Source organism: Streptomyces aidingensis (assembly GCF_900112355.1).
Taxonomy (GTDB): Bacteria; Actinomycetota; Actinomycetes; order Streptomycetales; family Streptomycetaceae; genus Streptomyces; species Streptomyces aidingensis.
This window is the reverse complement of sequence record NZ_FOLM01000003.1, coordinates 467867-492565: the sequence shown is the minus strand read 5'-3', so window position 1 is coordinate 492565 and position 24699 is coordinate 467867. Positions and strand designations below refer to the sequence as shown.

Genomic DNA, 24699 nt, shown 5'->3' with positions numbered 1-24699 from the left:
AGCACGGCTCCGCCGTTCCGCCGTCCCGCGGCGGCGTTCCGCGCGGCGCTTTGGGAGCGCTCCCAAACATCGGGTTCAATCCTCGTGCCGGTTTGTCCGGCTCGGACCCCCCACTGCGCGGACCGGAACAACCGGTTTCCGCCGCACCGGAAGGACTGACACCGTGACGAGACGAGGCAGACTCAAACGTCTGGCCGCCGGAACCGCCGCCGCCCTGCTGGCCGGCTGGATGCTCGGCGCCGCCGGGCCCGGCCGGGCCGCCGCCGCGCCCGAGGGCGCGCTCTACCTGGACCCCGCCCAGCCGGTGGACGACCGGGTGGCGGACCTGCTGTCCCGGATGACGCTGGACGAGAAGATCGGCCAGATGACCCAGGCCGAGCGCAGCGCCCTGGACTCCCCGTCGGACATCACCGCCCACCGGCTGGGCTCGGTGCTCTCCGGAGGCGGCTCCACCCCCGCCGGCAACACCCCGCAGGCCTGGGCGGACATGTACGACTCCTACCAGCGGGCCGCGCTGGAGACCCCGCTGGGCATCCCGATGATCTACGGCGTGGACGCCGTGCACGGCCACAACAATGTGCGCGGGGCCACGATTTTCCCGCACAACATCGGTCTGGGCGCGGCCGGCGACCCCGACCTGGTGCAGCGCATCGGCCGGGCCACCGCCGAGGAGGTGGCCGGCACCGGCATCGACTGGAACTTCGCGCCCTGCCTGTGCGTGGCCCGCAACGACCGCTGGGGCCGGACATACGAGTCCTTCGGCGAGATTCCCGAGCTGCCCGGCGCCATGACCACACTGATCACCGGCCTCCAGGGGGAGACCCTGGGCGGCGACCCGGCGTCGGTGCTGGCCACCGCCAAGCACTACCTGGGCGACGGCGGCACCGCCGGCGGCGACGACCAGGGCAACACCGAGCTGAGCGAGGCCGAACTGCGGGCGGTCCACCTGCCCCCGTTCCGGGCCGCGGTGGAGCGCGGCGTGGGCTCGGTGATGATCTCCTACAGCAGCTGGAACGGGCAGAAGCTGCACGGCCACCGCTACTTGATCACCGATGTGCTCAAGGGCGAGCTGGGCTTCGACGGCTTCGTGGTGTCGGACTGGGCCGCCGTGGACCAGCTCGACGGCGCGCCCGGCTTCACCGGCTCGGAGGTGGCCGACGCGGTCAACGCGGGCATCGACATGGTGATGGTGCCCTACGAGTACCAGCAGTTCATCAGCACCCTGCGCGCCGAGGTGCAGGCCGGGCGGGTGCCGATGGCGCGGATCGACGACGCCAACCGCCGCATCCTGACCAAGAAGTTCGAGCTGGGCCTGTTCGAGCGACCGCTGACCGACCGCTCCTGGACCTCGACCATCGGCTCGGCCGAGCACCGGGCGATCGGCCGGGAGGCGGTGCGCAAGTCGCAGGTGCTGCTGAAGAACGACAACGAGGTGCTGCCGCTGGACCGCTCGGCCCGGGTCTTCGTCGCCGGCAAGTCGGCGGACGACATCGGCAACCAGAGCGGCGGCTGGACCATCAGCTGGCAGGGCGACAGCGGCCCGGTCACCGAGGGCACCACCATTCTCCAGGGCCTGCGGGAGGTGGCCGGCGACGCCTCCCGGGTCACCTACCAACGGGAGGGGCACGGCATCGACTCCTCCCACGACGTGGCCGTCGCGGTGGTCGGCGAGACCCCGTACGCGGAGGGCCAGGGCGACCGGCCCGGGTCGATGGGGCTGGACCAGGAGGACCTGAACACCCTGAACCGGCTGCGGGCCTCCGGTGTGCCGCTGGTGGTGGTGCTGGTCTCCGGCCGGCCGCTGGACATCGCCGGGCAGCTGGACGGCTGGGACGCGCTGGTGGCCGCCTGGCTGCCGGGCACCGAGGGCGGCGGGGTGGCCGATGTGCTGTACGGCGACTACGCGCCCACCGGAACCCTGCCGGTGACCTGGATGCGGTCGGCGAGCCAGCAGCCGATCAACGACGGGGACGGCAAGGACGCCCTCTTCCCGCTCGGCCACGGCCTGACCTACTCCGGCACCGACCCCGACCCCGAGCCCGACCCGGACCCGGAACCGGACCCCGATCCCGAGCCGGACCCCGACCCGGAGCCCGACCCGGACCCGTCGGCGGCGTGCACCGCGGACTTCCGGGTGGTCAACTCCTGGTCGGGCGGCTTCCAGGCGGAGGTCACGGTCAGCAACACCGGCTCGGCGGCGCTCAGCGGCTGGCGGGTGCAGTGGACCAACCCCTCCGGGGTCACCATCAACAGCCTCTGGAACGGCAGCCACACCGTTTCCGGCTCCACCGTCACGGTGACCAACGCCAACTGGAACGGGCAGCTGGCCCCGGACGCCTCGGCGTCGTTCGGCTTCACCGCCTCCGGGTCCGCGTCGCCCGTGCCGCAGACCTCCTGCACGACCGGCTAGCGGGGGCTCTCCCCACCCCGGCTCCGGTCAGTGGCCCTCCCGCCTCCGCGGGAGGGCCACGGCCGGGGTCCGTAAGGTGCAGCCATGCAGCAGCCACCGGCCTCTCCCCCGCCGCCCCCGGTCCCGCCCGCCGCCACGCCGCTGGCGGAACTGGTCAGCCGCGCCCTCGCCCTGCTGCCCGCGGACGACCGGACGGACCGGGCGGCCGGCACGGGCCGCACCGTGCTCGGTCTGACCGGCCCGCCCGGGGCCGGCAAGTCCACCCTGGCCCGGGCGCTGGTCGCCGCCATCGGCGCGGACACCGCCGCCCATGTCCCGCTGGACGGTTTCCATCTCTCCAACGCCCAGCTCGACCGGCTCGGCCTGCGCTCCCGCAAGGGCTCCGAGCCCAGCTTCGACGTCCACGGCTACACCGCCCTGCTGCGCCGCCTGCGCACCGAGACCGAAGCCGGCGTCTATGTCCCCGACTTCGACCGCGCCCTGGACGAGCCGGTGGCCGCCCGCCATCTGGTGCGGCCCGGGGTGCGGCTGATCGTCACCGAGGGGAACTATCTGGCCTGCGACGTTCCCGGCTGGCCGGCGGCCCGCGCGCTGATGGCCGAGGTCTGGTACGTGGAGGCGCCACAGGACCAGCGGGACGCCCGGCTGATGGACCGCCACAGGACCTACGGCCGCAGCGAGCGGGCGGCCCGCGCCTGGATCGACACCAACGACCGGCCGAACGCCGCGCTGATCGCCGGTTCCCGCTCCCGCTGCGACCGGGTGGTCACCGCCGTGCTGCCCTGACGGCCGGCCACCGGGAACGCGCCGCCGCCGGTCCCCCGGCGGCACCGGCGGCACCGGCACCCGCGGTGCCGCGCGGCGGGGCCAGCACCGCGGCCAGGGTGAGGGCCGCCCAGCCGCCCGCGGTGGCCACCGCGCCGAAGCGGCGGAACCGGCCGCGCAGCGCCCGGCCGAGCAGCACCGCGTCACCGAGGTCGGAGGCGATGCGGACCGCGGCGGCGGTGCCCAGCGCCGGGCCCTCGGGGGCCAGCAGCAGGGCCAGGCCGCCGGCCGCGTCGCGCCAGGCCAGCGGGCGCAGCGAGATCTCGGTGTCCTCGGCCACCCGGCCGTCCCGGTCGGTCAGGCCGGAGGGCCTGGCCAGCAGGCCGGGACGGGCGGCGACCGCGATGCCGTAGGCCGCGGTGGTGGCTCCGATCAGGCGCAGCAGACCGACGCGCACGATGACCTCCCGTTGTCGGGCGTTTGCGGAACCGCGCTGGCCGTCAGCGTAACTCCTCTCCGCGGGGCACGGCTCAGGCTTCGGCCGTCCAGGCGAGTTCCGCGGCGCCGAAGGAGACGTTGAAGCGGTCGCACCAGATGGAGACGCTGGTGTAGGCGTCGAGATCGGTGCCCTGCGGCAGCGGGTAGTTCTGGTCGCCCTTGTTGCCCTTGAGCTTGCCGGCGCTGAGGTACTGGCCGTCGTCGAAGACGCCCCAGCCGTCCCGGCCCTCGATGACCGGCGCGTCGGTGAGCCAGACATGCAGATCAGGGCCGTTGCTGGTGTCCAGGCCCTCCAGGCGCAGCACCACCGAGTCGTCCGCCAGCCGCAGCAGGCGGACGGTGCCCGCGGTGTCGTGCTCATGGGTGATGAACTCGCCGGTGGCCAGTTCCACCGGCCCGGCCGGCTCGCTCGGCGACGGAGACGGCGACGGCGGCGACGGCGACGACGGAGACGACGATGACGGGGACGACGGGGACGACGACGGAGGCGGCGAGGCGGCGTCCCCGGCCGGCTGCTCCCCGCCGCCGTCCTGCGGTGCGGGCGTGGCGGCGACGCCGGGCAGTTCCTCGTTGACGGTCTCGTCGACCCAGAGCTTCCACGGCTGGAACCAGTACATCCCGAAGCCCACGGCCGCCGCTCCGGCCACCAGAACCGCGATCACCACCGGCCTGGCCGGCAGTCGCCACACCCTGTTCATGTCCTTTACCCCCCGGGGCAGTCCGTCGTTGCGCCCCATTCAACGGCATGCCGGGGCGCCGCGGGCCCGGCCGGGGCCCGTCGGCGGCTTACGGAAGGCTTACGTCCCGCCCCGGCCGGCGCACGACGGCCCGCGCGCGGTGCTGCCGCCCAAGGGGCGGGACCGCGCGCGGGCCGTGACGGCGGCTGCGGCTGACGGCGTCGCGTCAGGAGTCGCGTCAGGAGGAGAACAGCATCCGGGAGAAGCTGCGCCGGTGCCCGTGGCCGTAGTGGTGGTGGTGCTGCGGCGCGCCCCACGCGGGCTGCTGCTGGTAGCCGGCGGCCGGCGGCGGGGCGGCGGCGGGCGGCGCGGCCGGCGGGTACTGCTGGCCCTCCAGACGGGTGATGGCCTCCAGCTCGCCGTAGTCGAGGAAGATCCCCCGGCAGCCGCTGCACTGCTCGATCTGGACGCCGCTGCGGTTGAACGTGTGCATCGCGGCGTGGCACTTGGGACACTGCATGGTCGGTTCCATCCCCTTACGAATCGTTCGCTGGTGCTCCCCAGGTTAAATGCTTCCCCCGGAAACCAGCCGGGAGATGCGGACACAGGCGTCGATCAGTGATTCGTCGTCCTCGTCCAGGGCGCCGCCGCCCGGTTCCCCGGCCCGGACCAGGCTGAGCGCGGCGAGCTGCACGGTGACCGCGCGGGCGGGCGGGTCCAGCGCGGGCCACGGGTCCCGGCCCGCGGTGCCGCTCTCCTCCTGATAGGCGTCCAGCAGCCGCCGCCAGTCCTCCGGGGGCAGGAAACCGGCCGCGAACCCGGCGGCGGGCCGGGCCAGGTCCCAGGCGGGTTCGCCGGTTCCCAGGTCGTCCACGTCGATCAGCCGCCAGGGGCCGTGCTCCGGCGGGTGGCGCAGCAGCTGCCCCAGATGGAAGTCGCCGTGGCACAGCGCGGGCGGACCTCCGGAGCCGGAGGGCGGCGCGGCGCCCGTGCCCGGCTCGGCCCGGCACCAGCCGGGCAGCCCGGCCCAGGCGTCCTCCACGGCCTTCCGGGCGGCGGCCGGCCGCGGCCCGCCGGGCGCGCAGGCCCGGAGCCGGGCCATGGCCTCGGCCACCCGGGCGGGGCCGCGCATCACCGGCAGCGCGCCGCCCAGCCGGCCCTCCAGCGGGGCCACCGGCACCGCGTGCAGCCGGGCCAGCAGCCGGCCGGCCTCCGCCCAGGGCGCGGCGTCCGGGTCCACCGGATCGACCGGGGTGCCGTACGGCCACAGGGTCGCGGGCCGGCCGCCGCCGGGCAGCGGACGGATCACGGGGGCGCCGAGCGGCGGCAGCAGGATTCCGCGCAGTGCCGGGTCGGCGGCCACCCGCAGCCGCAGTTCCAGGGCGGCCGGATCGGTGCCGGCGGCGTGGGCCTTGGCCACCGCGCCGCCGTTGCGCACCACCACCCGCTCCGGATGGCCGGCCAGCACCACCGGCTCGCCGGGCGGCTCCGCGGGCGCGGCGCCCGGCGCGCGGGCGGCCAGCGCGGCGAGCGCGGTCACCAGCCCGCCGGGCGGCTGCGGCTGCGGCTGCGGCGGCTGACCGGACCGTTGCTCTTCGCTCATGGGCCCGGATGGTAGAGGGCCCGCGCCCCCACCGGCCGGTCGGCCCCGGGCAGGGGCCGGCCGGCCCCTGCCCGCCGCGACGGCCCCGCCGCAGGATGACTGCACCGGCCCGGCATCGTCCCTGCCGGGCCAGGAGGCGGCGGCGCCCCGGTCTTCCCCCGCCGGTTCGCCGCCGCTCCTCCGCCCGGCCCCGCCGCGCCGTCGGTGGCACAGCAGCACAGAAGGAGGGAACGGTATGCCCGCCGTGACCGCGACCAGCCTGCTCGGAGTCCTCCGCCCGGAGGACCGGGAGCGTCTGCCGGCCGCCGCCCGCGATGTCTGCTTCCCCGCCGGCGCCCGCCTGTTCGACGAGAACGGCGACGCCGGCCGCTTCTGGATCATCCGCACCGGCTCGGTGACCCTGGATCTCCAGGTGCCGGGCCGCCCGCCGGCCGTGGTGGAGACGCTGGGGCCGGGGGACCTGGTGGGCTGGTCCTGGCTGTTCCCGCCGCGCACCTGGCATCTCGGCGCGGCGGCGCTCAGCCCGGTGCGGGCCCATGAGTTCGACGCGGCCCGGGTGCGTTCCCTGTGCGAGGCGGATCCGGTGCTGGGCCGCTCGGTCGCCCGGCGGGTGGCGGAGATCATCGGCCACCGGCTGGGGACCGCCCGCATCCGGCTGCTGGACCTGTACGGCCCCTGCGGCGGCGGGCCGGACCGATGAGGACCGGGACGGCGGTCCGCCCGGCCCTCGGACACCTGGCGCGCCGGCTGCCTCCCTGTGTGCGTACAGGTACGCGGCGGGGCCGGGGGGGGGGACCGCGGGAGCCGTGTTCTGCTCCCGCTGCCGCTCGCGTCCCCGGCTCCGCCGCGCTGCTCCCCTCCGCGTTGTGCTCCGCCGGCGGCTCAGGCCGCGGGGGAGAGCTGCGGGGCGGTGACCCGCACCGGCCGCAGCCGCAGCCGCGGCCGGGGCAGCGCGACCGGGCTGCGCCCGCCGGCCCGCAGCAGCACCGCCGCGCCCGCCGTGGCCGCGATGACCACGCCGCCCAGCACCAGCGACGCCCGGGCACCGAGCAGTTCCATCATCCCGCCCGCGGCCAGCGGGCCGAGCAGGCCCCAGCCGGTGCTCAGGCTGCGCCACACGCCCAGCACCCGGCCGCGCATGGCCGCGGGCGGATCGGTCTGGAGCACGGTCGTGCCGGCGGTGTCGGAGACCGACTCCACGATCGCCATGGGGACCACCAGCACGGTCAGCAGCAGCAGGGTGGGGCTCAGTCCGGCCGCGATCTGGAGCAGCGCGCCGGTGGCCGCCATGCCGGCGACCAGCCGGACCGAGGGCTTGCGCAGCATGCCCGCGACCACGGCGCCGAGTGTGCCGCCGACGGCCAGCGCGGTGGCCACCGTGCCGAAGGCTCCGGCACCGGCCGCCAGCGGACCGGTGACCAGGACGGCCAGGGTCAGTGAGTAGTTGCGGCCGAAGACCGCGCTGAGCGCGGTGAGCAGGGCAAGGGCGACCAGCCGGGGCCGGCCGAAGAAGAACGCCAGTCCCTCCCGGGGGCCGGCGACGGCCCGCTCGCCGTCCCGCGCCGGTTCCCCGGGCCGCCCGGCGGCGCGCGGCTCGTTCTCGGGGGTGCGGGGGCGCGGCGGTCCGAGCGGCGCCGGCTTCGGTATCTGGTGCGGTGTGGCGGCGGCCCGGGGCCCGGTCACGGGGACCGGCGCGGGCACCGGGTCCCCTTCGCCCTCCGCGGACCGGTCCAGCAGCTTCAGGAAGGGGATCACGGCGGCGACGAACAGGAACGACAGCCCGTTCGCCACAAATGCGGCGGCGGTGCCGAAGAGCACCACCGCGACTCCGGCGAGCGCGGTACCGGCCAGCCGGCCGACGCTGTGCACGGCCGAGCCGAGGGCGATGGCCGAGGGCACGTCCCTGGCCGGGACCAGGTCGTTGCCCAGCAGCGCGCAGGCCGGGCCGTCCACGGTGGCGATCAGGCCGGTGACCGCGGCCAGCACCAGCAGGGCCGGAACGCCGAGGGCGCCGAGGGCGACCAGCAGCGCGGTGGTGAAGGCGACCATGGCCAGGGCGGCCTGGCTGACGCCGGCGACCAGCTTGCGCGGCAGGGCGTCCACGGCCGCGCCGCCCAGCAGTCCGAAGAGCAGGCCGGGGCCGGCCTGGACGGCGAGCGAGAGGCCGGTCATCGCGGCCGATCCGGTGACCTGGAGGACCAGGACGTTCTGCACCGTCATCTGCATCCAGGTGCCGAGATTGGACACCAGGTTGGCCGCCGACCACCAGCGCATGCTCGGCGAGCGGAGACAGCGCCACGGATTGCGGTCGGCGGAACGGGCGGCGCGCGGGCGGCGCGGCAGGGGGAGAAGAGAAGGCATGGCGAAGGGGGGTGCCGGGGGCGTACGGACAGCAGCGGGGAAGGAGCAGGCAGAGATGCCCGGTCGGCGCCCTGGATGACCACCCGCGGCCGGTGCCTGGCATCAGCACAGGCGAAACACTGGCAGACCCGTTCTCCCCGGAGAAGACCAAGATCGCCGCCCCGGGACCGTCCCGTTTCCCCAACTCCCCTGTGCCGCCCGCCGGTCGTGGCGCTCGGTGGCCTTGCTCACAGGACATAGGTCCCGCCCCTCCTGCCCGGCTCCCCCGGGAATCGGATGACAGATATTGAAATCTGTTATCCGTCATGCCATGGTTGTCACACAGTCCCGGTTCCCTCCCGAACGGAGCCCTCCGTGCCCACTCAGCCGTCCGCTGCGACGTCCCCCGCGCCGTCCACTCGGCCCACCACTCCCCTGCCGGTCCGCAGGCTCGGCGCCACCGGCCCCGGGGTCTCCGCCCTCGGCCTCGGCTGCATGGGCATGTCCGCCCTCTACGGCGAGGCCGACCGCGCCGAATCCCTCGCCACCGTGCACGCCGCCCTGGACGCCGGGATCACCCTGCTGGACACCGGCGACTTCTACGGCATGGGCCACAACGAGCTGCTGATCGCCGAGGCGCTGCGCACCGCGCCGTCCGCCGCCCGGGAGCGGGCCCTGGTCAGCGTCAAGTTCGGCGCGCTGCGCGCCCCGGACGGCGCCTGGCTCGGCTACGACGGCCGGCCGGCCGCCGTCAAGAACTTCCTTGCCCACTCGCTCCAGCGGCTGGGCACCGGCCACATCGACATCTACCGGCTGTCCCGGGTGGACCCGCAGGTGCCGATCGAGGAGACCGTCGGGGCGATCGCGGAGGCCGTCCAGGCCGGATACGTCCGCCATATCGGCCTGTCCGAGGCGGGCCCGGAAACCATCCGCCGGGCGGCGGCGGTGGCCCCGGTCGCCGATGTGCAGATCGAGTACTCGCTGATCTCCCGGGGCATCGAGGACGAGATCCTGCCGGTCTGCCGCGAACTGGGCATCGCCGTCACCGCCTACGGGGTGCTCTCCCGGGGCCTGATCAGCGGTCACTGGTCGGCCGGCCGCCGGCTCTCCCCCGACGACTTCCGGGCGCTCTCCCCGCGCTTCGGCGGCGAGCACCTGACCCGCAATCTCGCGCTCGTGGAGTCGCTGCGCGCGGTGGCCGCCGACCTCGGCCTGACCGTGGCACAGACCGCCATCGCCTGGGTACTGGCGCAGGGCGAGGACATCGTCCCGCTGATCGGCGCCCGCCGGCGGGACCGGCTGACCGAGGCGCTCGGCGCGCTCGGCGCTAGGCTCGGGCCGGACGGCCTGGCAGCCGTCGAACAGGCCGTCCCGGCCGGTGCCGCCTCCGGCGAGCGCTATCCGGCCGCCCAGATGGCCCACCTCGACAGCGAACGGCGCCGGCCCCGCCCCGGAACGCCCTGAGTGAGGAGAGCCGCGCAGCATGCCCGAGGAGCCCCTGACCCCCGCCCGCATCCTGGAGGCGACCGAGGACGTGCTGCGCCGGTTCGGCCCGGCCAAGGCGACGGTGGTGGACGTGGCACGGGCGCTCGGGGTCACCCACGGCAGCGTCTACCGGCACTTCCCCAGCAAGACGGCGCTGCGCGAGGCCGTCACCGAGCGCTGGCTGGACCAGGAGACCGGCACCCTGGACGCCATCGCCGGCGAGCCCGGCCCGGCGGACGAACGTCTCTCCCGCTGGCTGGAGACCCTCTTCGCGTTCAAGCGCCGCAAGGCCGGCCGCGACCCGGAACTCTTCGCCACCTATCTGGTCCTGGCCGGCGAGGCCAGCGAGACGGTCGAGCGGCACATCGCCACCCTCGTCGCCCAGCTCGCCCGCGTCCTGGCCGACGGCCGGGACGCGGGCGCGTTCTCCCTTCCCGACGAGGACCCGGTCGTCTCCGCCCGCGCGGTCTTCCACGCCAGCGCCCGCTTCCACGACCCGGCCTACGCCGCCCACTGGTCCGCCCCCGGGGCCGACGCCGACTTCGCCGCCCTCCGCGCCCTGATCCTCAACAGCCTGCGCCCCGGGCCCTGATCCGGCCCCGGGCCCCCCGCCCGACTGCCATGATGGTCCCGCCACCACGGGGACCGGGGAGATCAGGGGGACGGGCGCAATGTCGGCACACCGCAAGGCACTCCTCATCGGCATTCCCGACGCCCCGCGGGCCCGCGCCGCCTTCGGTCCCCTCGACAAGGCCGTCAAGGCCGACCTCACCGCCCTGCGCAAGGCCCTGGAGGGCTCCGGCTACGAGGTGGAGATCCTCACCGGCCCCGAGGCCGGACGCTCGGCGATCGGCACCCGCATCCACGAGACCTCCCGCGACGCCCCGCCCGGCAGCACCCTGCTGCTGTACTTCTCCGGCCACGGCCTGCGCCTGCACGGCACCGACTACCTGGTCCCGGCCGACGCCCGCGCCCCGGAGGACGGCGACTGGAAGCTTCCCTACCGCGACACCCTGCTGCCCGCCGACATCGGCCCGTACCTGGCCGACTGCCGGGCCGGGACCGTGCTGTGGCTGGTCGACGCCTGCCGCAACAGCCCGCCGGGCACCGAGGCCGCCGCCTTCGGCAACAGCACCCTGACCGGCCCGCCGCACAGCCGGTTCGCCGTGCTGGTCGGCTGCCGCCCCGGCCAGCGCTGCGGCCACACCGACGAGGGCAGCTTCTTCACCCGCGGCCTCGCCGCCGCACTCGACCCGCTCTCCGCCGCCCGCACCGTCCAGGAGGTCTACGCAGCCGCCGCAGCCCGTACCGCCCGCGAGGCCCGGCAGCACGCTCTGGAGCAGGACGTCTCGATCCGCTACGCCCCCGACCGGGAGCCGGAGACCAAGGACGCCCGGATCTGCACCGGCCGCAAACTGCTGGAGAAGTGGCGCGAGGCCGTCAACGGCACTCCGCTGTGGGAACGGGTGGAGCCCGGCGGGGGCCCGGCGGCCGGACGGCTCCGGCAGGCCCTGCTCTCACTGGCCGACGACACCGCCCGCCGGGTGCACCAGGCGCAGGGCAGGCTCCCCGCCGCCGACCCCTGGGCCGACGACGCCTTCCCGGTCCGCCTGCTGACCCGGACCCTTCCCCTGCTGCTGCCGCCGGACGCCTGCCTCTCCCCCGTCGAGGCCGCCGCGCTCATCGCGGCGCCCTTCCTCCGGGAGGCCGCCTGGGCCGAACGCCTGGGCCAGGCCGCCGAATGCGAACCGCTCGCCGTGGAGCGGCAGCCACAACCCACCGCCCGCCGCGCCCATCTGGAGCAGGTGCACGGCAACCACCCGACCCTCGCCCGCAAGCTCGCCGCCGCGCGGGCGCGGGGCCGCACCGGGGAAGCGCAGCAGGTGGCCCTGTGGCTGGTGCACCGCTGGATCGCGGAATGCCTGGACATCGACGAGAGCCCGGTCCCCGCCACGGCCGCCCGGACACTGGCCCGGGACCTGCTCGGCGAGGACGCGGAGGGCAGCGGGCGGAACGAAGAGCTGGCCGGTCTGCTGGCCGCACTGGCGCTCGCGGTGGACGCCGTTCCGGACACCGATCCCGATGGCACCCGGCAGCATGGCTCCGTCCGGCTCGCCGAGGGCACTCAGGTCTTCCGCGAACGCCCGCTGCGCGCGCTGCTGCGCCTGGCGGCCGTGCTGGCGGCCGACGCCCGTACCCTGCCGGACATCGTCGCCGAGCATCTGGCGGTCTCGGTGCCGGTGGTGCCCGGCGATGTGCTGCGGCTGCTGGGCACCTCCCTGCACTGGGAGCGGGACGGCGAGGGACTCCATCTGCATCTGCTGTGCCCGCACGAGGCCCTGCACGCGGCACTGTCCGACATCACCGAGCGGGCGGACCGGCTCTCCGCCACCCTGCGCGCCGAGGCCGGCTCCTCCCTCCCCGGCAAGCAGGCCGCGCTGCTGGCGGCGCTGCCGGCCCGGGTGACGGCCCGCGGACTCCGGCCGCGGCAACAGGACAACGCGGTCGCCTACGAGGTTCCCCTGCTGCGTTTCCGGCTGGCCCACACCGAGGTGCGAGAACTGCTGATGGGCCGTCAGCTCTACGGCGATCCCGCGCTGGCGCTGCGCGAGATGTATCAGAACGCCCTGGACGCCTGCCGCTACCGGGCGATGCGGTGCGCCTATCTGCGGTCCAGGGGACAGCAGATGCCCTGGGAGGGCCGGATCACCTTCACCCAGGGCGAGGACGGACGCGGCCGGTACGTCGAATGCCGGGACAATGGCGTCGGGATGGGCCTGGAGCAGCTCAAGAACACCTTCACCAAGGCCGGTTCCCGCTTCGAGCAGTCCCGGGCCTTCCGCCGGGAGCAGGCCCGCTGGCTCCGCCATGACCCCACCCTGCGCCTGTATCCGAACAGCCGTTTTGGAATCGGCGTGTTCAGCTACTTCATGCTGGCCCGGGAGATGACCATCGTCACCCGGGAGGTGACACCGGGGGGCGTCGCGGCCCGGCACGCCTGGCGCGTCGACATTCCCAGCAGCGGCAGCCTCTTCCGGATCGTCCGGCAGCCGGACGACTCCGGAGACGCCCTGGCCGAGGGCGGCACCCGGGTCCGCCTCTACCTGCGGGACGACCCGGAGCTGGCCGGCCTCTCCTGTGCCCGCACCCTGCGGGATCTTGTCGCCGTCAGCGAATTCCGCCTGACGGCCGGCACCGGCACCGGCAGTCCCGTCCGGTGGTCCCCGGGCAGACTGGAACACGGACCGGTGGAGTACCCGGCGCGATCCCAGGAGGCCGTTCCCGGGACGCTGTGGTGGACCGAGGGCAAGGGCGCCCTCCTGTGCGACGGCATCGCCACGGACAGGAAGCCCTTCGGTTATGTCCTCAACCTCACCGGCCCCCAGGCCGGCCGACTGAGCGTGGACCGCAACAAGCTCCAGGACTGGGACCGCGGATGGGCCGACGGCATCCTGCGGCAAGCGGCCGATGTCCTGCCCGGATGGCCGGGCCTGACGATGTCCTGGCTCTGGGAGCTGCAACGGGACAGCCTGCACACCGCCCGGACGATCTGGCCCGCGCTGTCCGGCCGCGGACTCCGGGTGCCCCTGTCGCACGGCCGCCGGGAACTGGACCTAGACCGGGTCGGCTGGCTGGCCCAGGACGCCGCCCTGCACGACAGTACGTGGCACGGGACGCCCAGAAGCGTCCGGGTGACGCATAACGACGATTCCGAGGATCTTCCGGGCGAGCTCTTCGGGTACCCCCCCTACCCCGAGGAGGCCCTCACCAGTCTGACGGCATGGCGGCGGGCCGCAATGGAGCTCCCCGCCGGCCGCGACCCGGCCCCGGCTGCGCTGACGGGCTATCCCGTCCCGTACCCGGGTGAGGACGAACTGAGCCTGGACATCGCAAGTGACTGGCGCCCGGCGGTCGCCTGGGCCCACACCGTGGGACTCACGGTGGAGGAGGTACTGAGAAGCGCCCGCCGGATGCGGATCGCGCATCCGGCGCTTGCTCCGCCGCGCCACACGGGTACGCCACTCCCCCGGGTGCCCGACCGGGACGAGTGGACACTCACCCGCGCTCTGTGCGGAGTCCGGCGGAACGATCCCATGTGGCATTCTCCGGTTCTGCGCGAAGACCTTCTCGGTATCGCGGTGGCTTCCCGTGAACTGCAGCTCCCCCTGGGCAAGGTGGTCAGCAGATGCGGCCGGTATTCCGCGCTGCCCCCCGGTACGCCACTTCCCGAGGTACCGCCCCACCACAGGGACTACATCTGCACCGACGAGGACATCCATCTCCTGTTCACCGCGGACGCGACAAAAGGAAGCATTCCCCCCTGGCGGGTCCGTCTCCTCAGCTCCCAGTCCCACAACGACCATCAGCGGGTGATCGAAAGCCTGCGGAGTTTCGAATGGCTGGGCCTGAGGCTCCGGTCCCCGGAAACCTGCGAGGAGTGGCAACGCCTGGACGAGGACCTGTATGACCTGCTGCGCGTCTACTGTTGGGGGACCACCGGTCAACAGTACGCGGTCCGGTGGGCGGCCACGGTGTCACTGGCCGCAAGACGGCGGCTGTCCCTGGCGGCGGCGGAGCAGCAACTCGTCGCCCGGTGCCAAGAACTCTCCCTCGTCTACCAGCCCCGGGCAGGAGCGGGCGGCACCGAGACCGATCTCGTCCCCAGCCTGGACACCGCGGATCTGCTGGACAAGATCTACCGGTGGAACGGGAAACCGGAGCCCGGACTCGACATGTTTACTCTGTCCCTGCACCGGCCACCGGACACCAGCCCTGCCCGCCTGGCGGATATGGCGGACGAACTGTCGAGAGCCGGTCTGGAGATCACACCGCACCTCGGCGTTCTCCGCGACTGGGACGCTCTGCCCTCCGACGTCCGCACCATCCTGGACGCCGACTTCCGAGGTGAACCGGTCTTCCCCCGGCAACTGCCCACATCCGCAGTCCTGCTGGCCGCCGGTGAGGCATTGAACGAACCGCTCGCAGCCGTCTGGGATCTGATGCGTCCGGCCTCGGAGACGCACGGCTTTCCCCTCCCGGAGCTGCCCCGCCGGCTTGCCGGCTACCGGGCCTCTCGGTCCGAGGTCCGGCTGCTGCTCTCCGGTGTCGATCTCCGTTCGGAGCGCGTCGGCTGGCGCGAGGTCACTCCCGCTGCCCTGGTGCGGTATGCGCGGTCGCGGCGGGTCGGCGTGCGGCAGGCATACGAGCGGCTGGCTCCCCTGCGGGCACTGGGGGCGCTGCTGCCCGACGCGGACGAGACCGCGCTGGCGGCGCTGCCCGAGGAGATCCCGGAACCGGCGGATGTTCTGGCCCTGGAGGGCGAGCACCGGGTTTCGGGCAGCGACGAGCCGCTGGTCCCGCTGGATGTGGTGAGCATCGCCGGGCGGCTGGGTGAGCCGGTGTGCCGCACCTGGCGGCGGCTGGAGCCGTATGTGCCGCTCGGCCCCGGGGCCCGGGTGCCGTGCGCGCCGGATGTGCTGCCGTGCTGGCAGGATCTGGCGATTCTGGCGGTGTATCTGGACGGGAAGCTGCCCGCGATCGCCGGCCGGGTGAGCCGGACGCATGTGGCGCATGCCGCGCGCGGGGTCGGGGAGAGCGAGGAGTGGGTGTGGGAGCGGCTGGGGCGGTATGCGGGGATGTTCGGGCTGGATCTTTCGGAGGGGCCGGGCGGTGAGTGAGGGCGGCGGGCACCGCTTCGAGGAGCGGTATGCGGAGCGGGATCTGGGCGAGGTCGCGGGGGACTTCCGCCAGCGGAGCGGTCCGGACGGGCGCAGCGTGGTGCTGGAGGGGACCTGCCCCGGGTGCCTGGGGCGGTCGGTGACGCGGATTCCGCGCGGGGCGCCCGGGGCCGGGACGAAGGGGCTGCTCGGCAGGTTCGGCCGGCGCCGGGAGGCCCGGGAGGCCGAGGCGGAGCCGGATCTGCTGGAGACCGAGGTGCTGTTCTGCGAGTGCGGATACGCGCATCCGGAGCAGCCGGCCGAGGTGGCCTTCCGGGGCTGCGGGGCGCAGTGGCGGGTGCGGCCGGACGACGACGGCGGCACGCCGTGACCCCGGGCCCGGACCGGCGCTGGGCGGAGCTGGCCAGGGAGCAGGAGTTCCTCCAGCTGGCCGAGGTGCGGCGGCAGGCCGAGGGCTGGCGCAACGGGCTGGCCGGGACGACCGCGCTGCTGACGGTCCTGGTGTTCGTGAAGGGCCGTGACAATCTGGCGGATCTGTCGCCCGGCGGGCGGGTCACGGCCATGGTCCTGCTGGGCGCCGGTTTCCTCTGCCTGCTCTGCGGGACGCTGACCGCGGTGCGGGCCTGTTACGGACGCCCCGGCGAGTCGGTGTATCTGGGCGGGCAGGCGCTGCGGCGCTGGACGGAACGGGAGGTGGCCCGCGCCGGGAGGCTTGTGATCACCGCCACAGTGCTGAGCGTCGCCGGGGTGCTGTGTGTGGCGGCTGCGGTGGGAGTGGCCTGGTCGACCACGCAGGACACAGGGGTGCCGCCGGAGGGCGGCGCGGCGCGGATCGCGGGGCGTTGAAACGGTGGGCGACGCTGGCGGACGGCCGGAACGGACCGTAAGGTAAGCCTTGCCTTAATTGACTCGCGTTCCGAGGGGTACTCGTGTCGCCGTTCGCCTCAACCGTCACCGATGCGCTGCCGGCGCCCGTCCGCCGGGCGGAGCTGCCGGAGCAGATGTACCGGCGCTTCGGTGAGCTGTTCACGCTGCTGCGGGTGGCGGCCCGGCCGTTCGACGCCGCCGACCCCCGGTGGCTGACCGCCGGGCGGCTGGTGGCCGAGGAAGGGCTGGCCGAGCGGCTGGCCAAGGTGCACGGCGAGCGGATGACGGCGCTGCACGGCACCGCGCCCCGCCCCGATGTGGCGGCCACCGACATGCTGCACCGCTACGCGTTCGTGGCCGCTCTCGCCTTCTCCGGGCCGTGGTATCTGGAGCGCCGGGTGCCGTGGCTGTCCCCGGACGGCCTGGGGGTCGACGAGGCCGGTGGCGTGCTGGCGGTGGACCCCTGGCTGGTGAGTGTGCTGCCGGACGACCCGGCGGCCGGCCTGCCCGGGGTGCGGGTGGTGGCCGGGCCGGAGGCCCTGCGGGGAGAGCTGCGCCAGTCGGTGGCCGAGTTCCTGGAGCCGGTGCTGGAGCGGATGGGTCCGCTGATGCGGCGCCGGCGGCACGCCCAGTGGGCGATGGCGACCGACGAACTGGCGGAGGGCATCCATTACCTGGGGCGGCTGCTCGGGGACATGCCGTCCGCCGCGCTGGCGGCCAACGCGCTGCTGCCGGGCGGTACGGCGCCGTACTCCGGCCAGGCCGGGTACCGGCTGCCGCCCGCCACCGGGCCGGCCTGTGACGCGGAGCCGACCCGCACCCGGATGGGCTGCTGCTTCTTCTACACCCTCAAGCCGGATCTGCTCTGCGAGACCTGCCCGCGCTCGCGGTGAGCGCGGGCAGGCCGCACGGGCGGACGGCTCAGGAGGTGGCGGGGTCGACCCCGAAGACCTCGGCGATGTCGTCCAGCACCGAGTGGGCGCCGTAGAGGCCGACCGCGATCATCCAGGTCACGTCGTCCATCTCGTGGATCTCGCCTTCGAGCTGACCCCACAGCGGGTTGGCGGTGAAGGTCTCCTTGCTCTTCTCGGAGAGGCCCTCCGGGTCGGGGTAGGCGGTCACGAAGATGTGGTCCGCGTCGACCTTGAGGGTCTGTTCCTCGGAGATGTCGGCGTTGAAGCCGGTGCCCTTGGCGTCGGCCGGCTTGTCGAAGGTCAGGTCGTTGATGATGACGCCGATGTAGGTGTCCTCCTTGTACAGGCGGGTCGGGCCGTCCACGAACCGGACCACGGACACCGAGGGGTTCTTGCCCAGCGATTCGCGCACCGCGTCACCGATGGCGGTGGCGCGCTCCTGGTAGTCGGCGATCTTCTGCTCCGCCAGTTCCTCCTTGCCGAGCGCCTCGCCGACCAGCCGCAGGTTGTCCTTCCAGGTGGCGCCGGTGGTCTCGGTGAAGATGACCGGCACCCCGAGGTCGACGAGCTGGTCGTAGATGCCCTCGTGCCGCACCTTGGCGGAGAGGATCAGGTCGGGCTCCAGCCCCAGGATCTTCTCCAGGTCGGGCTCGTCCAGCAGGCCGACCGGTTCGGCCTGGCCCGCGTAGGTGGCGGCGTCCTCGCCGAAGTAGCCGGGGAGTTCCTCGTCCGGGGACGCGAAGGTGGTGTAGCCGACGACCTGGCCCTCCAGGGCGAGCACGGCGTCCACGAAGGTCATGTCCAGGGCGACGACGCGCTCGGGGGCCGCCTCCAGCTCGGTCTCGCCCATGGCATGGCTGACCGTGCGGGGGAAGGCGGCTTCGGACGATGCGGGCGGCGTGTCGCCGCCCGCGTCCGTATCCTTGTCGGAGTCGTCGCTTCCGCACGCGGCGGTGGCGAGCAGACCGGCGGTGACCATGACGGCGCCGACGGTACGGCCGAAGCGGGTGAGCCAGCGGGCTCTCATGAGAGGTGATCCCTTCTCTCCGTAGACAGGCGCTGTAAGGATAGGCTTGCCTAACCTGAGTCGCTGATCCGGGGGTGGAGATCGTGATCGAAGCGCTATCTGCGCCGGTGCCCGCCGAGGCGGGTTCGCCGCGACGGCAGATCGCGCCGGAGCGGAGCCGCCGGCGCTGGGCCGGGCTGCTGGTGCTGCTCGCCCTGGTGGCGCTCACCCTCCTGCTGTCCATCGCGTTCGGCGCCAAGCCCCTCTCCCCCGCCCAGGTGTGGCACGGGCTCTGGCAGCCCGCCGGCACCGAGGGGGACATCATCATCCGCTCGCTGCGGGTGCCGCGCACCGCGCTGGCGCTGGTGGCCGGCGCCGCGCTGGGCGTGGCCGGGGCGCTGATGCAGGGTCATACCCGCAATCCGATCGCCGACCCGGTGCTGCTGGGCATCAGCGCGGGCGCCGGGATGTGCGTGGTCGGCTCGGTCTTCCTGCTGGGCATCACCAGCCTCTACGGCTATGTGTGGTTCGGCTTCGCGGGCGCCCTGGGGGCGAGTGTGCTGGTGTTCCTGGTCGGCACCGCGGCCCGCGGCGGGGCGGCCCCGGTGACGCTGGCGCTGGCCGGGGCCGCGGCGCACGCGCTGTTCACCGCCCTCACCGCGGGCATGGTGATCTTCGACCGGCAGGCACTGGACACCTACCGGTTCTGGACCGTCGGCTCGGTCAGCGGGCGTCCGCTGGAACTGACCTGGCAGATACTGCCGTTCATCGCCCTGGGCCTGGCGCTGGCGGCGGCCAACGCGCCCGGGCTGAACGCCCTGTCGCTGGGCGAGGACGTGGCGCGGGCGCTGGGGGTGCGGGTCGGCGCCACCCGGGCGGTGGGCATGGCGGCGATCACCCTGCTGACCGGGACGGCAGTGGCGGCCTGCGGGCCGATCGGTTTCGTCGGGCTGGTCGCCACCCATGTCGCGCGCTACTTCACCGGGCCGGACTACCGCTGGATCCTCGTCTACGCGGGGCTGCTCGGCGCCTCGCTGACCACCGCCGCCGACACCCTGGGGCGGCTGGTGGCCCGGCCCGGCGAGCTCCAGGTGGGCATCATGCTGGCGCTGATCGGCGCCCCGGTCTTCATCCATCTGGTGCGCCGCCGGAAGCCGGTGCGGCTGTGAGGGGCGACGGTGACGCGGTGCTGAACGTGCGGACGGCCGGATGGGCGAGAGCGGGACGGGGGCGGGCATGAGCGCGGCGGTGGAGACGGGCACGGCCGGACGGCGCGCGGAGCGGGGCCCCGGCCGGGGCCCCGTGCCGGGACGGACGCCGCTGCGGGCCGGCCCGGTGTCGGCCGTCTGGCGTCCGCGTGCCGTGCTGGTGCCGCTGGTGCTGGCGCTGCTGCTGGCCGCGGCGATCGTGGTCAACACCGCGCGCGGCACCTCCGCCCTGCCGCTGGGCGAGGTGGCCGAGGTGCTGCTCGGCGGCGGCGAGGACCGGTCCCGGATCGTGGTGATGCGGCTGCGGCTGCCGCGCTCGCTGGTCGGCGCGCTGGTGGGGGCCGCCCTGGGCCTGGCCGGGGCGGTCATCCAGGGCATCGCGCGCAATCCGCTGGCCAGCCCGGACATCCTGGGGGTGACCACGGGGGCCGGGGTGGGCGCGGTGACCGTCATCGTGATGGGCGGTGCCTACGGCAGCGTCAGCGGGCCGCTGGCCGACGTCGGCATCCCGGCCGCGGCCGTGGCCGGCGCGCTGCTCACCGCCGTGGTGATCTATCTGCTGGCGGTGCGCCGCGGGCTGAACGGCTACCGGGTGCTGCTGGTCGGCGTCGGGGTGAACGCGGTGCTGGCCAGCGTGCTGTCCTGGCTGCTCATCAAGGCCGACATCGTGGACGCCGGCCGGGCGCTGATCTGGCTCAACGGCAGCCTGAACGGCGCCGGCTGGGACACCGTGCGGCCGGTCGGCTGGGCACTGGCGGTGCTGCTGCCGGTGGCGCTGGTGCTGTCGTTCCCGTTCGGCGCGCTGGTCTTCGACGAGGACACCGCGCGCGGACTGGGGGTGCGGATGACCGGCGCGCGGGCGGCGCTGCTGCTGACCGCGGTGCTGCTGACCGCCACCGCCACCGCGGCGGCCGGGCCGATCGCCTTTGTGGCGCTGGCCTGCCCGCAGATCGCGCTGCGGCTGGCGCGCACCGGGCATCCGCCGCTGCTCGCCTCGGCGCTGACCGGAGCGGCGGTGACGGTCTGGGCGGACGTGCTGGCCCGTACCGCGTTCCCGGACATCCAGTTGCCGGTGGGGATCCTGACCGCGGCGCTGGGCGCGCCGTATCTGCTGTTTCTGATCGTCCGGAGCGGAAAGGCCCGAACCTCATGAGCCCGCGCAAGCGCCAGGACCCGATGGACGCCGTACCGGACGCAGCACGCGCGGCCCGGGTGCGGCTGCGGGCCGAGGGACTGACCCTGGCCTATGACGGCACCCCCGTGGTGCACGCGCTGGACCTGGACATCGAGGACGGCACGGTGACGGCGATCATCGGGCCGAACGGCTGCGGCAAGTCCACCCTGCTGCGCGCCTTCGGCCGGCTGCTCAAACCGGCCGGCGGGCAGGTGCTGCTGGACGGGCGGCCGGTGCACCGGCTGCCGACGCGTGAGGTGGCCGGTCTGGTGGGCATGCTGCCGCAGTCGCCGGTGGCGCCCGAAGGGCTGTGCGTCGCGGACCTGGTGGCGCGCGGGCGGCATCCGCACCAGACCTGGTACCGGCGCTGGTCCCGGGAGGACGAGGCGGCGGTGGAACGCGCGCTGCGCGCCACCGGCACCCTGGACCTGGCCGAGCGCACGCTGGACGAGCTGTCCGGCGGGCAGCGGCAGCGGGCGTGGATCGCCATGGCGCTGGCCCAGGAGACCGAGCTGCTGCTGCTGGACGAGCCGACCAACCACCTCGATCTGGCGCATCAGATGGAGGTGCTGGATCTGGTGCTGGACCTGCACCGGGACACCGGGCGGACGGTGGTGCTGGTGCTGCACGACCTGTCGCTGGCCGCCCGGTACGCGGACCGTCTGGTGGCCATGAAGGACGGCCGGATCGCGGCCTGCGGCACCCCGGCGGAGGTGCTGACGGAGAAGCTGCTGCGCGAGGTGTTCGGGCTGCGCGCCGTGGTCCGCCACGAGGAACGCACGGGCGCCCCGCTGGTGATCCCGCTCAGCCGGCACGAGGCGCCGCGGCCGGCGCCGGCGCGGGACGCGGCCACGGACGCCGCGCCGCCGCTGGGCGACCCCGTCTGAGCCCTCCCGCTCCCCGACGCCCGGCGCGCCAGTGCGCCGAGAGCGCCGGGGACGCCGGGGACGCCGACGCGCCGTCAGAAGGCCTTGGCGGGCCGGTGAGGGCCGGGAGCGGATGCGGAGAGCGTGCGCCGGATCACCCTTCACGAAATACAAAGGTTAGGCTAACCTAAGTTCCGCGCCATTCGGGGTGATTCCCCGGCGGGCGCCCCGTGTGCTGCCCGGAACCGCCGCGAAGGCCGCCTCGCCCGGCCCGGTGCGGCCCCCACAAACCGACGTGACCGAAGGGTCCCCATCGCCATGCTGCGCGCTGAACTGCTCGGCCGTCAGGCACAACGCGAGTCCGCCGCCCGCACCTACGCCAGAACCATCCCGGTGGCCCCCGTCACGGCCCTCGGGGCGGAGGTCACCGGCGCCGACGGACGCACCTACCTCGACTGCCTGTCCGGAGCGGGCACCCTCGCCCTGGGCCACAACCACCCGGCGGTCGTGACGGCGCTCCAGGAGGCCCTGGCCTCCGGAGTGCCGCTGCACACCCTGGACATGATCACCCCGCAGAAGGACTCCTTCAGCGCCGAGTTGCTGGGCCGGCTGCCCGGCACCCTGCGCGACCGCGCCAAGCTGCACTTCTGCAGCCCGGCCGGCACCGACGCGGTGGAGGCCGCGCTCAAGCTGGCCCGGCACGCCACCGGCCGCACCGGGGTGATCGCCTTCACCGGCGCCTACCACGGCATGACCCTCGGCGCCTCCTCCGTCTCCGGACCGGACCGGATGCGCGGCGCCGCGGCACAGGCCCAGCCGGTGACCCGGCTGCCCTACCCCTACGGCTACCGCTGCCCGTTCGGCATCGGCGGCGAGGACGGCGCCGGCCTCTCGGCCAGGCTGCTGGAGAGCTTTCTCACCGACCCCGGCAGCGGGGTGGCCGCCCCGGCCGCGGTGATCCTGGAGGTCGTGCAGGGCGAGGGCGGGGTGATCCCCGGGCCGGACTCCTGGCTGCGCGAGATCCGCCGCATCACCGCCGCGCACGGGGTCCTGCTCATCGTGGACGAGGTGCAGACCGGCATCGGCCGCACCGGGCACTACTGGGCCTGCGAACGCGCCGGGGTCACCCCGGACATCCTGGTCACCTCCAAGGCGGTGGGCGGCGGGCTGCCGCTGGCCCTGATCGCCTACCGGCCCGACCTGGACACCTGGCTGCCGGGCGACCACACCGGCACCTTCCGCGGCAACACGCTCGCCATGATCGCCGGTGAGATCACCCTGCGGACCGTGGGTGAGCGGCAGCTCGCCGAACGGGCCGAGAAGCTGGGCGCCCGGCTGCGGTCGGGCCTGCGCGAACTCGCCCGGGACTTCCCGCAGATCGGCGACGTGCGCGGACGGGGCCTGATGATCGGCGCCGAACTGGTGGACGCCGGGGCCGGACCGGACGCGCTGGGCGCCCGCCCGGGCGCGCCGGAGTTCGCCCGGGCGGTGCAGGCCGCCTGCCTGGATCGAGGGCTGATCCTGGAACTCGGCGGACGCGGCGGCACGGTGCTGCGGCTGCTGCCCCCGCTGGTGCTGACCGACGCCCAGGCCGACACGGTGCTGGACCGGATCGCCGACGCGCTGGCCGCCGCCGTCTCCGCCGCCCGCCGCCCGGAGCGTGCCGCATGACCGCCCGTCCGCCCGCCCCGGCCGGCACCCGGGTCCCGGACACCGCGCTGGCCGGCGGGGTCGGCGGGGTGGCCGGAGGACTGCGCACGCTCACCGCGATCGCGCTGGACGCCCTGGCCGACGGCGCCGCCGAGCGGGGCGGGCCGCTGCCGGCCGGCGGTCCGCAGGCGGTGGCCGAGCGCACCCGGGCGCTGTGCACCCCGATGCTGCCCCGCCGCGGCACGGGCGCGGCCGACGCCCTCTACGACACGGTGCGGGCCGCCGCCCAGGGCGCGGCCGACCCGGCCGACCCGCACTGCGTGGCGCATCTGCACTGCCCGCCGCTGGCCCTGGCCGCCGCGGCCGATCTGGCCGCCTCCGCGCTCAACCCCTCGATGGACTCCTGGGACCAGGCACCCGCCGCGGCGGTGATCGAGGAGGAGGTGTCCGCGGCGCTGGCCCGCCTGGTCTACCCGGCCGCGCCCCGCCCCGACGCGCTGATCACCAGCGGCGGCACCGAGTCCAATCTGGTCGCCCTGCTGCTGGCCAGGGAACGGGCCCGGGCGGCGGGCACCGGACCCGTCCGGGTGCTCTGCGGCCGGGCCGCCCACCACAGCGTGCAGCGGGCTGCCTGGCTGCTCGGCCTGCCCGCACCGGCCGCCGTGGAGTGCCGCGACGGCCGGATGCTGCCGGCCGCCCTGGACCGGGCCCTGGCCGGCCTCGGCGGGGCGCCCGCCCTGGTGGTGGCCACCGCCGGCACCACCGACGAGGGGGCCGTCGATCCGCTGCCCGAACTCGCCCGGGTGGCCGCCTCGCACGGCGCCGAACTGCATGTGGACGCCGCCTACGGCGGGCCCCTGCTGTTCAGCGACCGGCTGGCACCGATGCTGGCCGGGATCGAGCAGGCCGTCTCGGTCACCTTCGATCTGCACAAGTTCGGCTGGCAGCCGGTGGCGGCCGGGGTGCTGGCCCTCGCCGACGCCGGGCGGGCCACGGCGCTCTCCCTCCGCGCCGACTACCTCAACGCCGACGACGACACCGAGGCCGGGCTGCCCGACCTGCTGGGCCGCTCGCTGCGCACCTCCCGGCGCCCGGACGTGCTGAAGATCGCCGCCACCCTGCGCGGCCTGGGCCGGGACGGTCTGGGCCGGCTGGTCGAGCACTGCGTGGACACCGCCCGGGAACTGGGCCGCACCATCGACGCCGACGCGCACCTGCGCCGCCGTCCCGGCGAGATCGGCATCAGCACCGTGCTGTTCCGCCCGGCCGCCGCCGACCGGCTGGCCGAGCGGCAGGGCGAGGCGGCGGGCGACGCGCTGGTGGCCGAGGTCCGCCGGCGGCTGCTGGCCGACGGGCTGGCGGTGCTGGGCCGTGCCCGGGCCGCGGACCCGGACGCGGGCGGGCGGCGCCGGCTGTGGCTCAAGGCCACGCTGCTGCACCCGCGGACCACGGCCGGGGAACTGGCCGGGCTGCTGAAGCTGGTCACCGAACTGGCCCGGGACCGCCCGGTCACCACGCCCGCCTGACGCCGGCCCGTCCGGCACCCGCCCGCCCCGCC

The 24699-nt window shown here is 74.8% G+C and carries 20 protein-coding genes; 14 read left to right on the top strand and 6 right to left on the bottom strand.

Going from position 1 to position 24699, the window contains the following annotated elements; translation table 11 throughout:
• The first annotated feature begins 163 nt into the window (after positions 1-163).
• Together BM242_RS09340 and BM242_RS09335 are read left to right on the top strand one after the other, a co-directional pair.
• Complete coding sequence (locus tag BM242_RS09340) at positions 164-2410, top strand: glycoside hydrolase family 3 N-terminal domain-containing protein (protein ID WP_245833930.1); 2247 nt, start codon at positions 164-166, stop codon at positions 2408-2410.
• 84 nt (positions 2411-2494) lie between these two features.
• Entirely contained in the window at positions 2495-3196 is a 702-nt protein-coding gene (locus BM242_RS09335; protein ID WP_093838209.1) for a nucleoside/nucleotide kinase family protein, read from the top strand.
• Here BM242_RS09335 and BM242_RS09330 read toward each other — a convergent pair.
• The 4 genes from BM242_RS09330 to BM242_RS09315 all read right to left on the bottom strand — a co-directional run bounded on the left by BM242_RS09330 (position 3177) and on the right by BM242_RS09315 (position 5953).
• Complete coding sequence (locus BM242_RS09330) at positions 3177-3632, bottom strand: hypothetical protein (RefSeq protein ID WP_245833929.1); 456 nt, start codon at positions 3630-3632, stop codon at positions 3177-3179. The genes BM242_RS09335 and BM242_RS09330 overlap by 20 nt on opposite strands.
• Before the next feature lie 73 nt (positions 3633-3705).
• A complete protein-coding gene (locus BM242_RS09325) occupies positions 3706-4371 on the bottom strand; it encodes a DM13 domain-containing protein (protein ID WP_093838208.1) in 666 nt (221 codons plus the stop codon).
• 217 nt (positions 4372-4588) lie between these two features.
• Positions 4589-4870, bottom strand: coding sequence for a TFIIB-type zinc ribbon-containing protein (locus BM242_RS09320; protein WP_093838295.1), 282 nt, complete (start codon positions 4868-4870; stop codon positions 4589-4591).
• A gap of 45 nt (positions 4871-4915) precedes the next feature.
• The gene (locus BM242_RS09315) at positions 4916-5953 is read right to left on the bottom strand and encodes a phosphotransferase family protein (protein ID WP_093838207.1); all 1038 of its coding nucleotides are present in this window, start codon (positions 5951-5953) and stop codon (positions 4916-4918) included.
• Positions 5954-6188: 235 nt separating this feature from the next.
• On the opposite strand from BM242_RS09315, the gene BM242_RS09310 reads away from it, so the two are divergent.
• On the top strand, positions 6189-6653 hold the full coding sequence (locus BM242_RS09310; protein ID WP_093838206.1) for a cyclic nucleotide-binding domain-containing protein: 465 nt from the start codon (positions 6189-6191) through the stop codon (positions 6651-6653).
• 182 nt (positions 6654-6835) lie between these two features.
• On the opposite strand, the gene BM242_RS09305 is transcribed toward BM242_RS09310, so the two are convergent.
• On the bottom strand, positions 6836-8314 hold the full coding sequence (locus BM242_RS09305; RefSeq protein ID WP_093838205.1) for an MFS transporter: 1479 nt from the start codon (positions 8312-8314) through the stop codon (positions 6836-6838).
• Between the two features lie 414 nt (positions 8315-8728).
• On the opposite strand from BM242_RS09305, the gene BM242_RS09300 reads away from it, so the two are divergent.
• From BM242_RS09300 to BM242_RS09275, 6 genes are all read left to right on the top strand, one after another.
• Positions 8729-9757, top strand: coding sequence for an aldo/keto reductase (locus tag BM242_RS09300; protein ID WP_093838294.1), 1029 nt, complete (start codon positions 8729-8731; stop codon positions 9755-9757).
• 19 nt (positions 9758-9776) lie between these two features.
• Positions 9777-10370: a TetR/AcrR family transcriptional regulator gene (locus BM242_RS09295; RefSeq protein WP_093838204.1), complete on the top strand. Its 594-nt coding sequence runs from the start codon at positions 9777-9779 to the stop codon at positions 10368-10370.
• Between the two features lie 79 nt (positions 10371-10449).
• The gene (locus tag BM242_RS09290; protein ID WP_093838203.1) at positions 10450-15456 is read left to right on the top strand and encodes an HD domain-containing protein; all 5007 of its coding nucleotides are present in this window, start codon (positions 10450-10452) and stop codon (positions 15454-15456) included.
• Positions 15449-15826: a hypothetical protein gene (locus BM242_RS09285; RefSeq protein ID WP_093838202.1), complete on the top strand. Its 378-nt coding sequence runs from the start codon at positions 15449-15451 to the stop codon at positions 15824-15826. The genes BM242_RS09290 and BM242_RS09285 overlap by 8 nt, the downstream gene beginning before the upstream one ends.
• Positions 15823-16302, top strand: a complete 480-nt coding sequence (locus tag BM242_RS09280) for a hypothetical protein (protein ID WP_093838201.1) — start codon at positions 15823-15825, stop codon at positions 16300-16302. The genes BM242_RS09285 and BM242_RS09280 overlap by 4 nt, the downstream gene beginning before the upstream one ends.
• An 83-nt stretch (positions 16303-16385) precedes the next feature.
• On the top strand, positions 16386-17216 hold the full coding sequence (locus BM242_RS09275) for a hypothetical protein (RefSeq protein WP_093838200.1): 831 nt from the start codon (positions 16386-16388) through the stop codon (positions 17214-17216).
• Positions 17217-17244: 28 nt separating this feature from the next.
• Here BM242_RS09275 and BM242_RS09270 read toward each other — a convergent pair whose 3' ends face one another.
• Positions 17245-18264, bottom strand: a complete 1020-nt coding sequence (locus BM242_RS09270; RefSeq protein WP_093838199.1) for an ABC transporter substrate-binding protein — start codon at positions 18262-18264, stop codon at positions 17245-17247.
• 83 nt (positions 18265-18347) lie between these two features.
• Here BM242_RS09270 and BM242_RS09265 point away from each other — a divergent pair, with 83 nt between their 5' ends.
• The 5 genes from BM242_RS09265 (at position 18348) to BM242_RS09245 (ending at position 24667) form a co-directional block, all read left to right on the top strand.
• Positions 18348-19412: a FecCD family ABC transporter permease gene (locus tag BM242_RS09265; RefSeq protein WP_342746947.1), complete on the top strand. Its 1065-nt coding sequence runs from the start codon at positions 18348-18350 to the stop codon at positions 19410-19412.
• Positions 19413-19479: 67 nt separating this feature from the next.
• Complete coding sequence (locus BM242_RS09260) at positions 19480-20604, top strand: FecCD family ABC transporter permease (protein ID WP_093838198.1); 1125 nt, start codon at positions 19480-19482, stop codon at positions 20602-20604.
• Positions 20605-20627: 23 nt separating this feature from the next.
• Complete coding sequence (locus tag BM242_RS09255; RefSeq protein ID WP_093838292.1) at positions 20628-21512, top strand: ABC transporter ATP-binding protein; 885 nt, start codon at positions 20628-20630, stop codon at positions 21510-21512.
• A 297-nt stretch (positions 21513-21809) separates the two neighbouring features.
• Positions 21810-23162, top strand: a complete 1353-nt coding sequence (locus tag BM242_RS09250) for a diaminobutyrate--2-oxoglutarate transaminase family protein (RefSeq protein WP_093838197.1) — start codon at positions 21810-21812, stop codon at positions 23160-23162.
• Positions 23159-24667, top strand: a complete 1509-nt coding sequence (locus BM242_RS09245) for a pyridoxal phosphate-dependent decarboxylase family protein (RefSeq protein ID WP_093838196.1) — start codon at positions 23159-23161, stop codon at positions 24665-24667. The genes BM242_RS09250 and BM242_RS09245 overlap by 4 nt, the downstream gene beginning before the upstream one ends.
• Positions 24668-24699 lie beyond the last annotated feature (32 nt).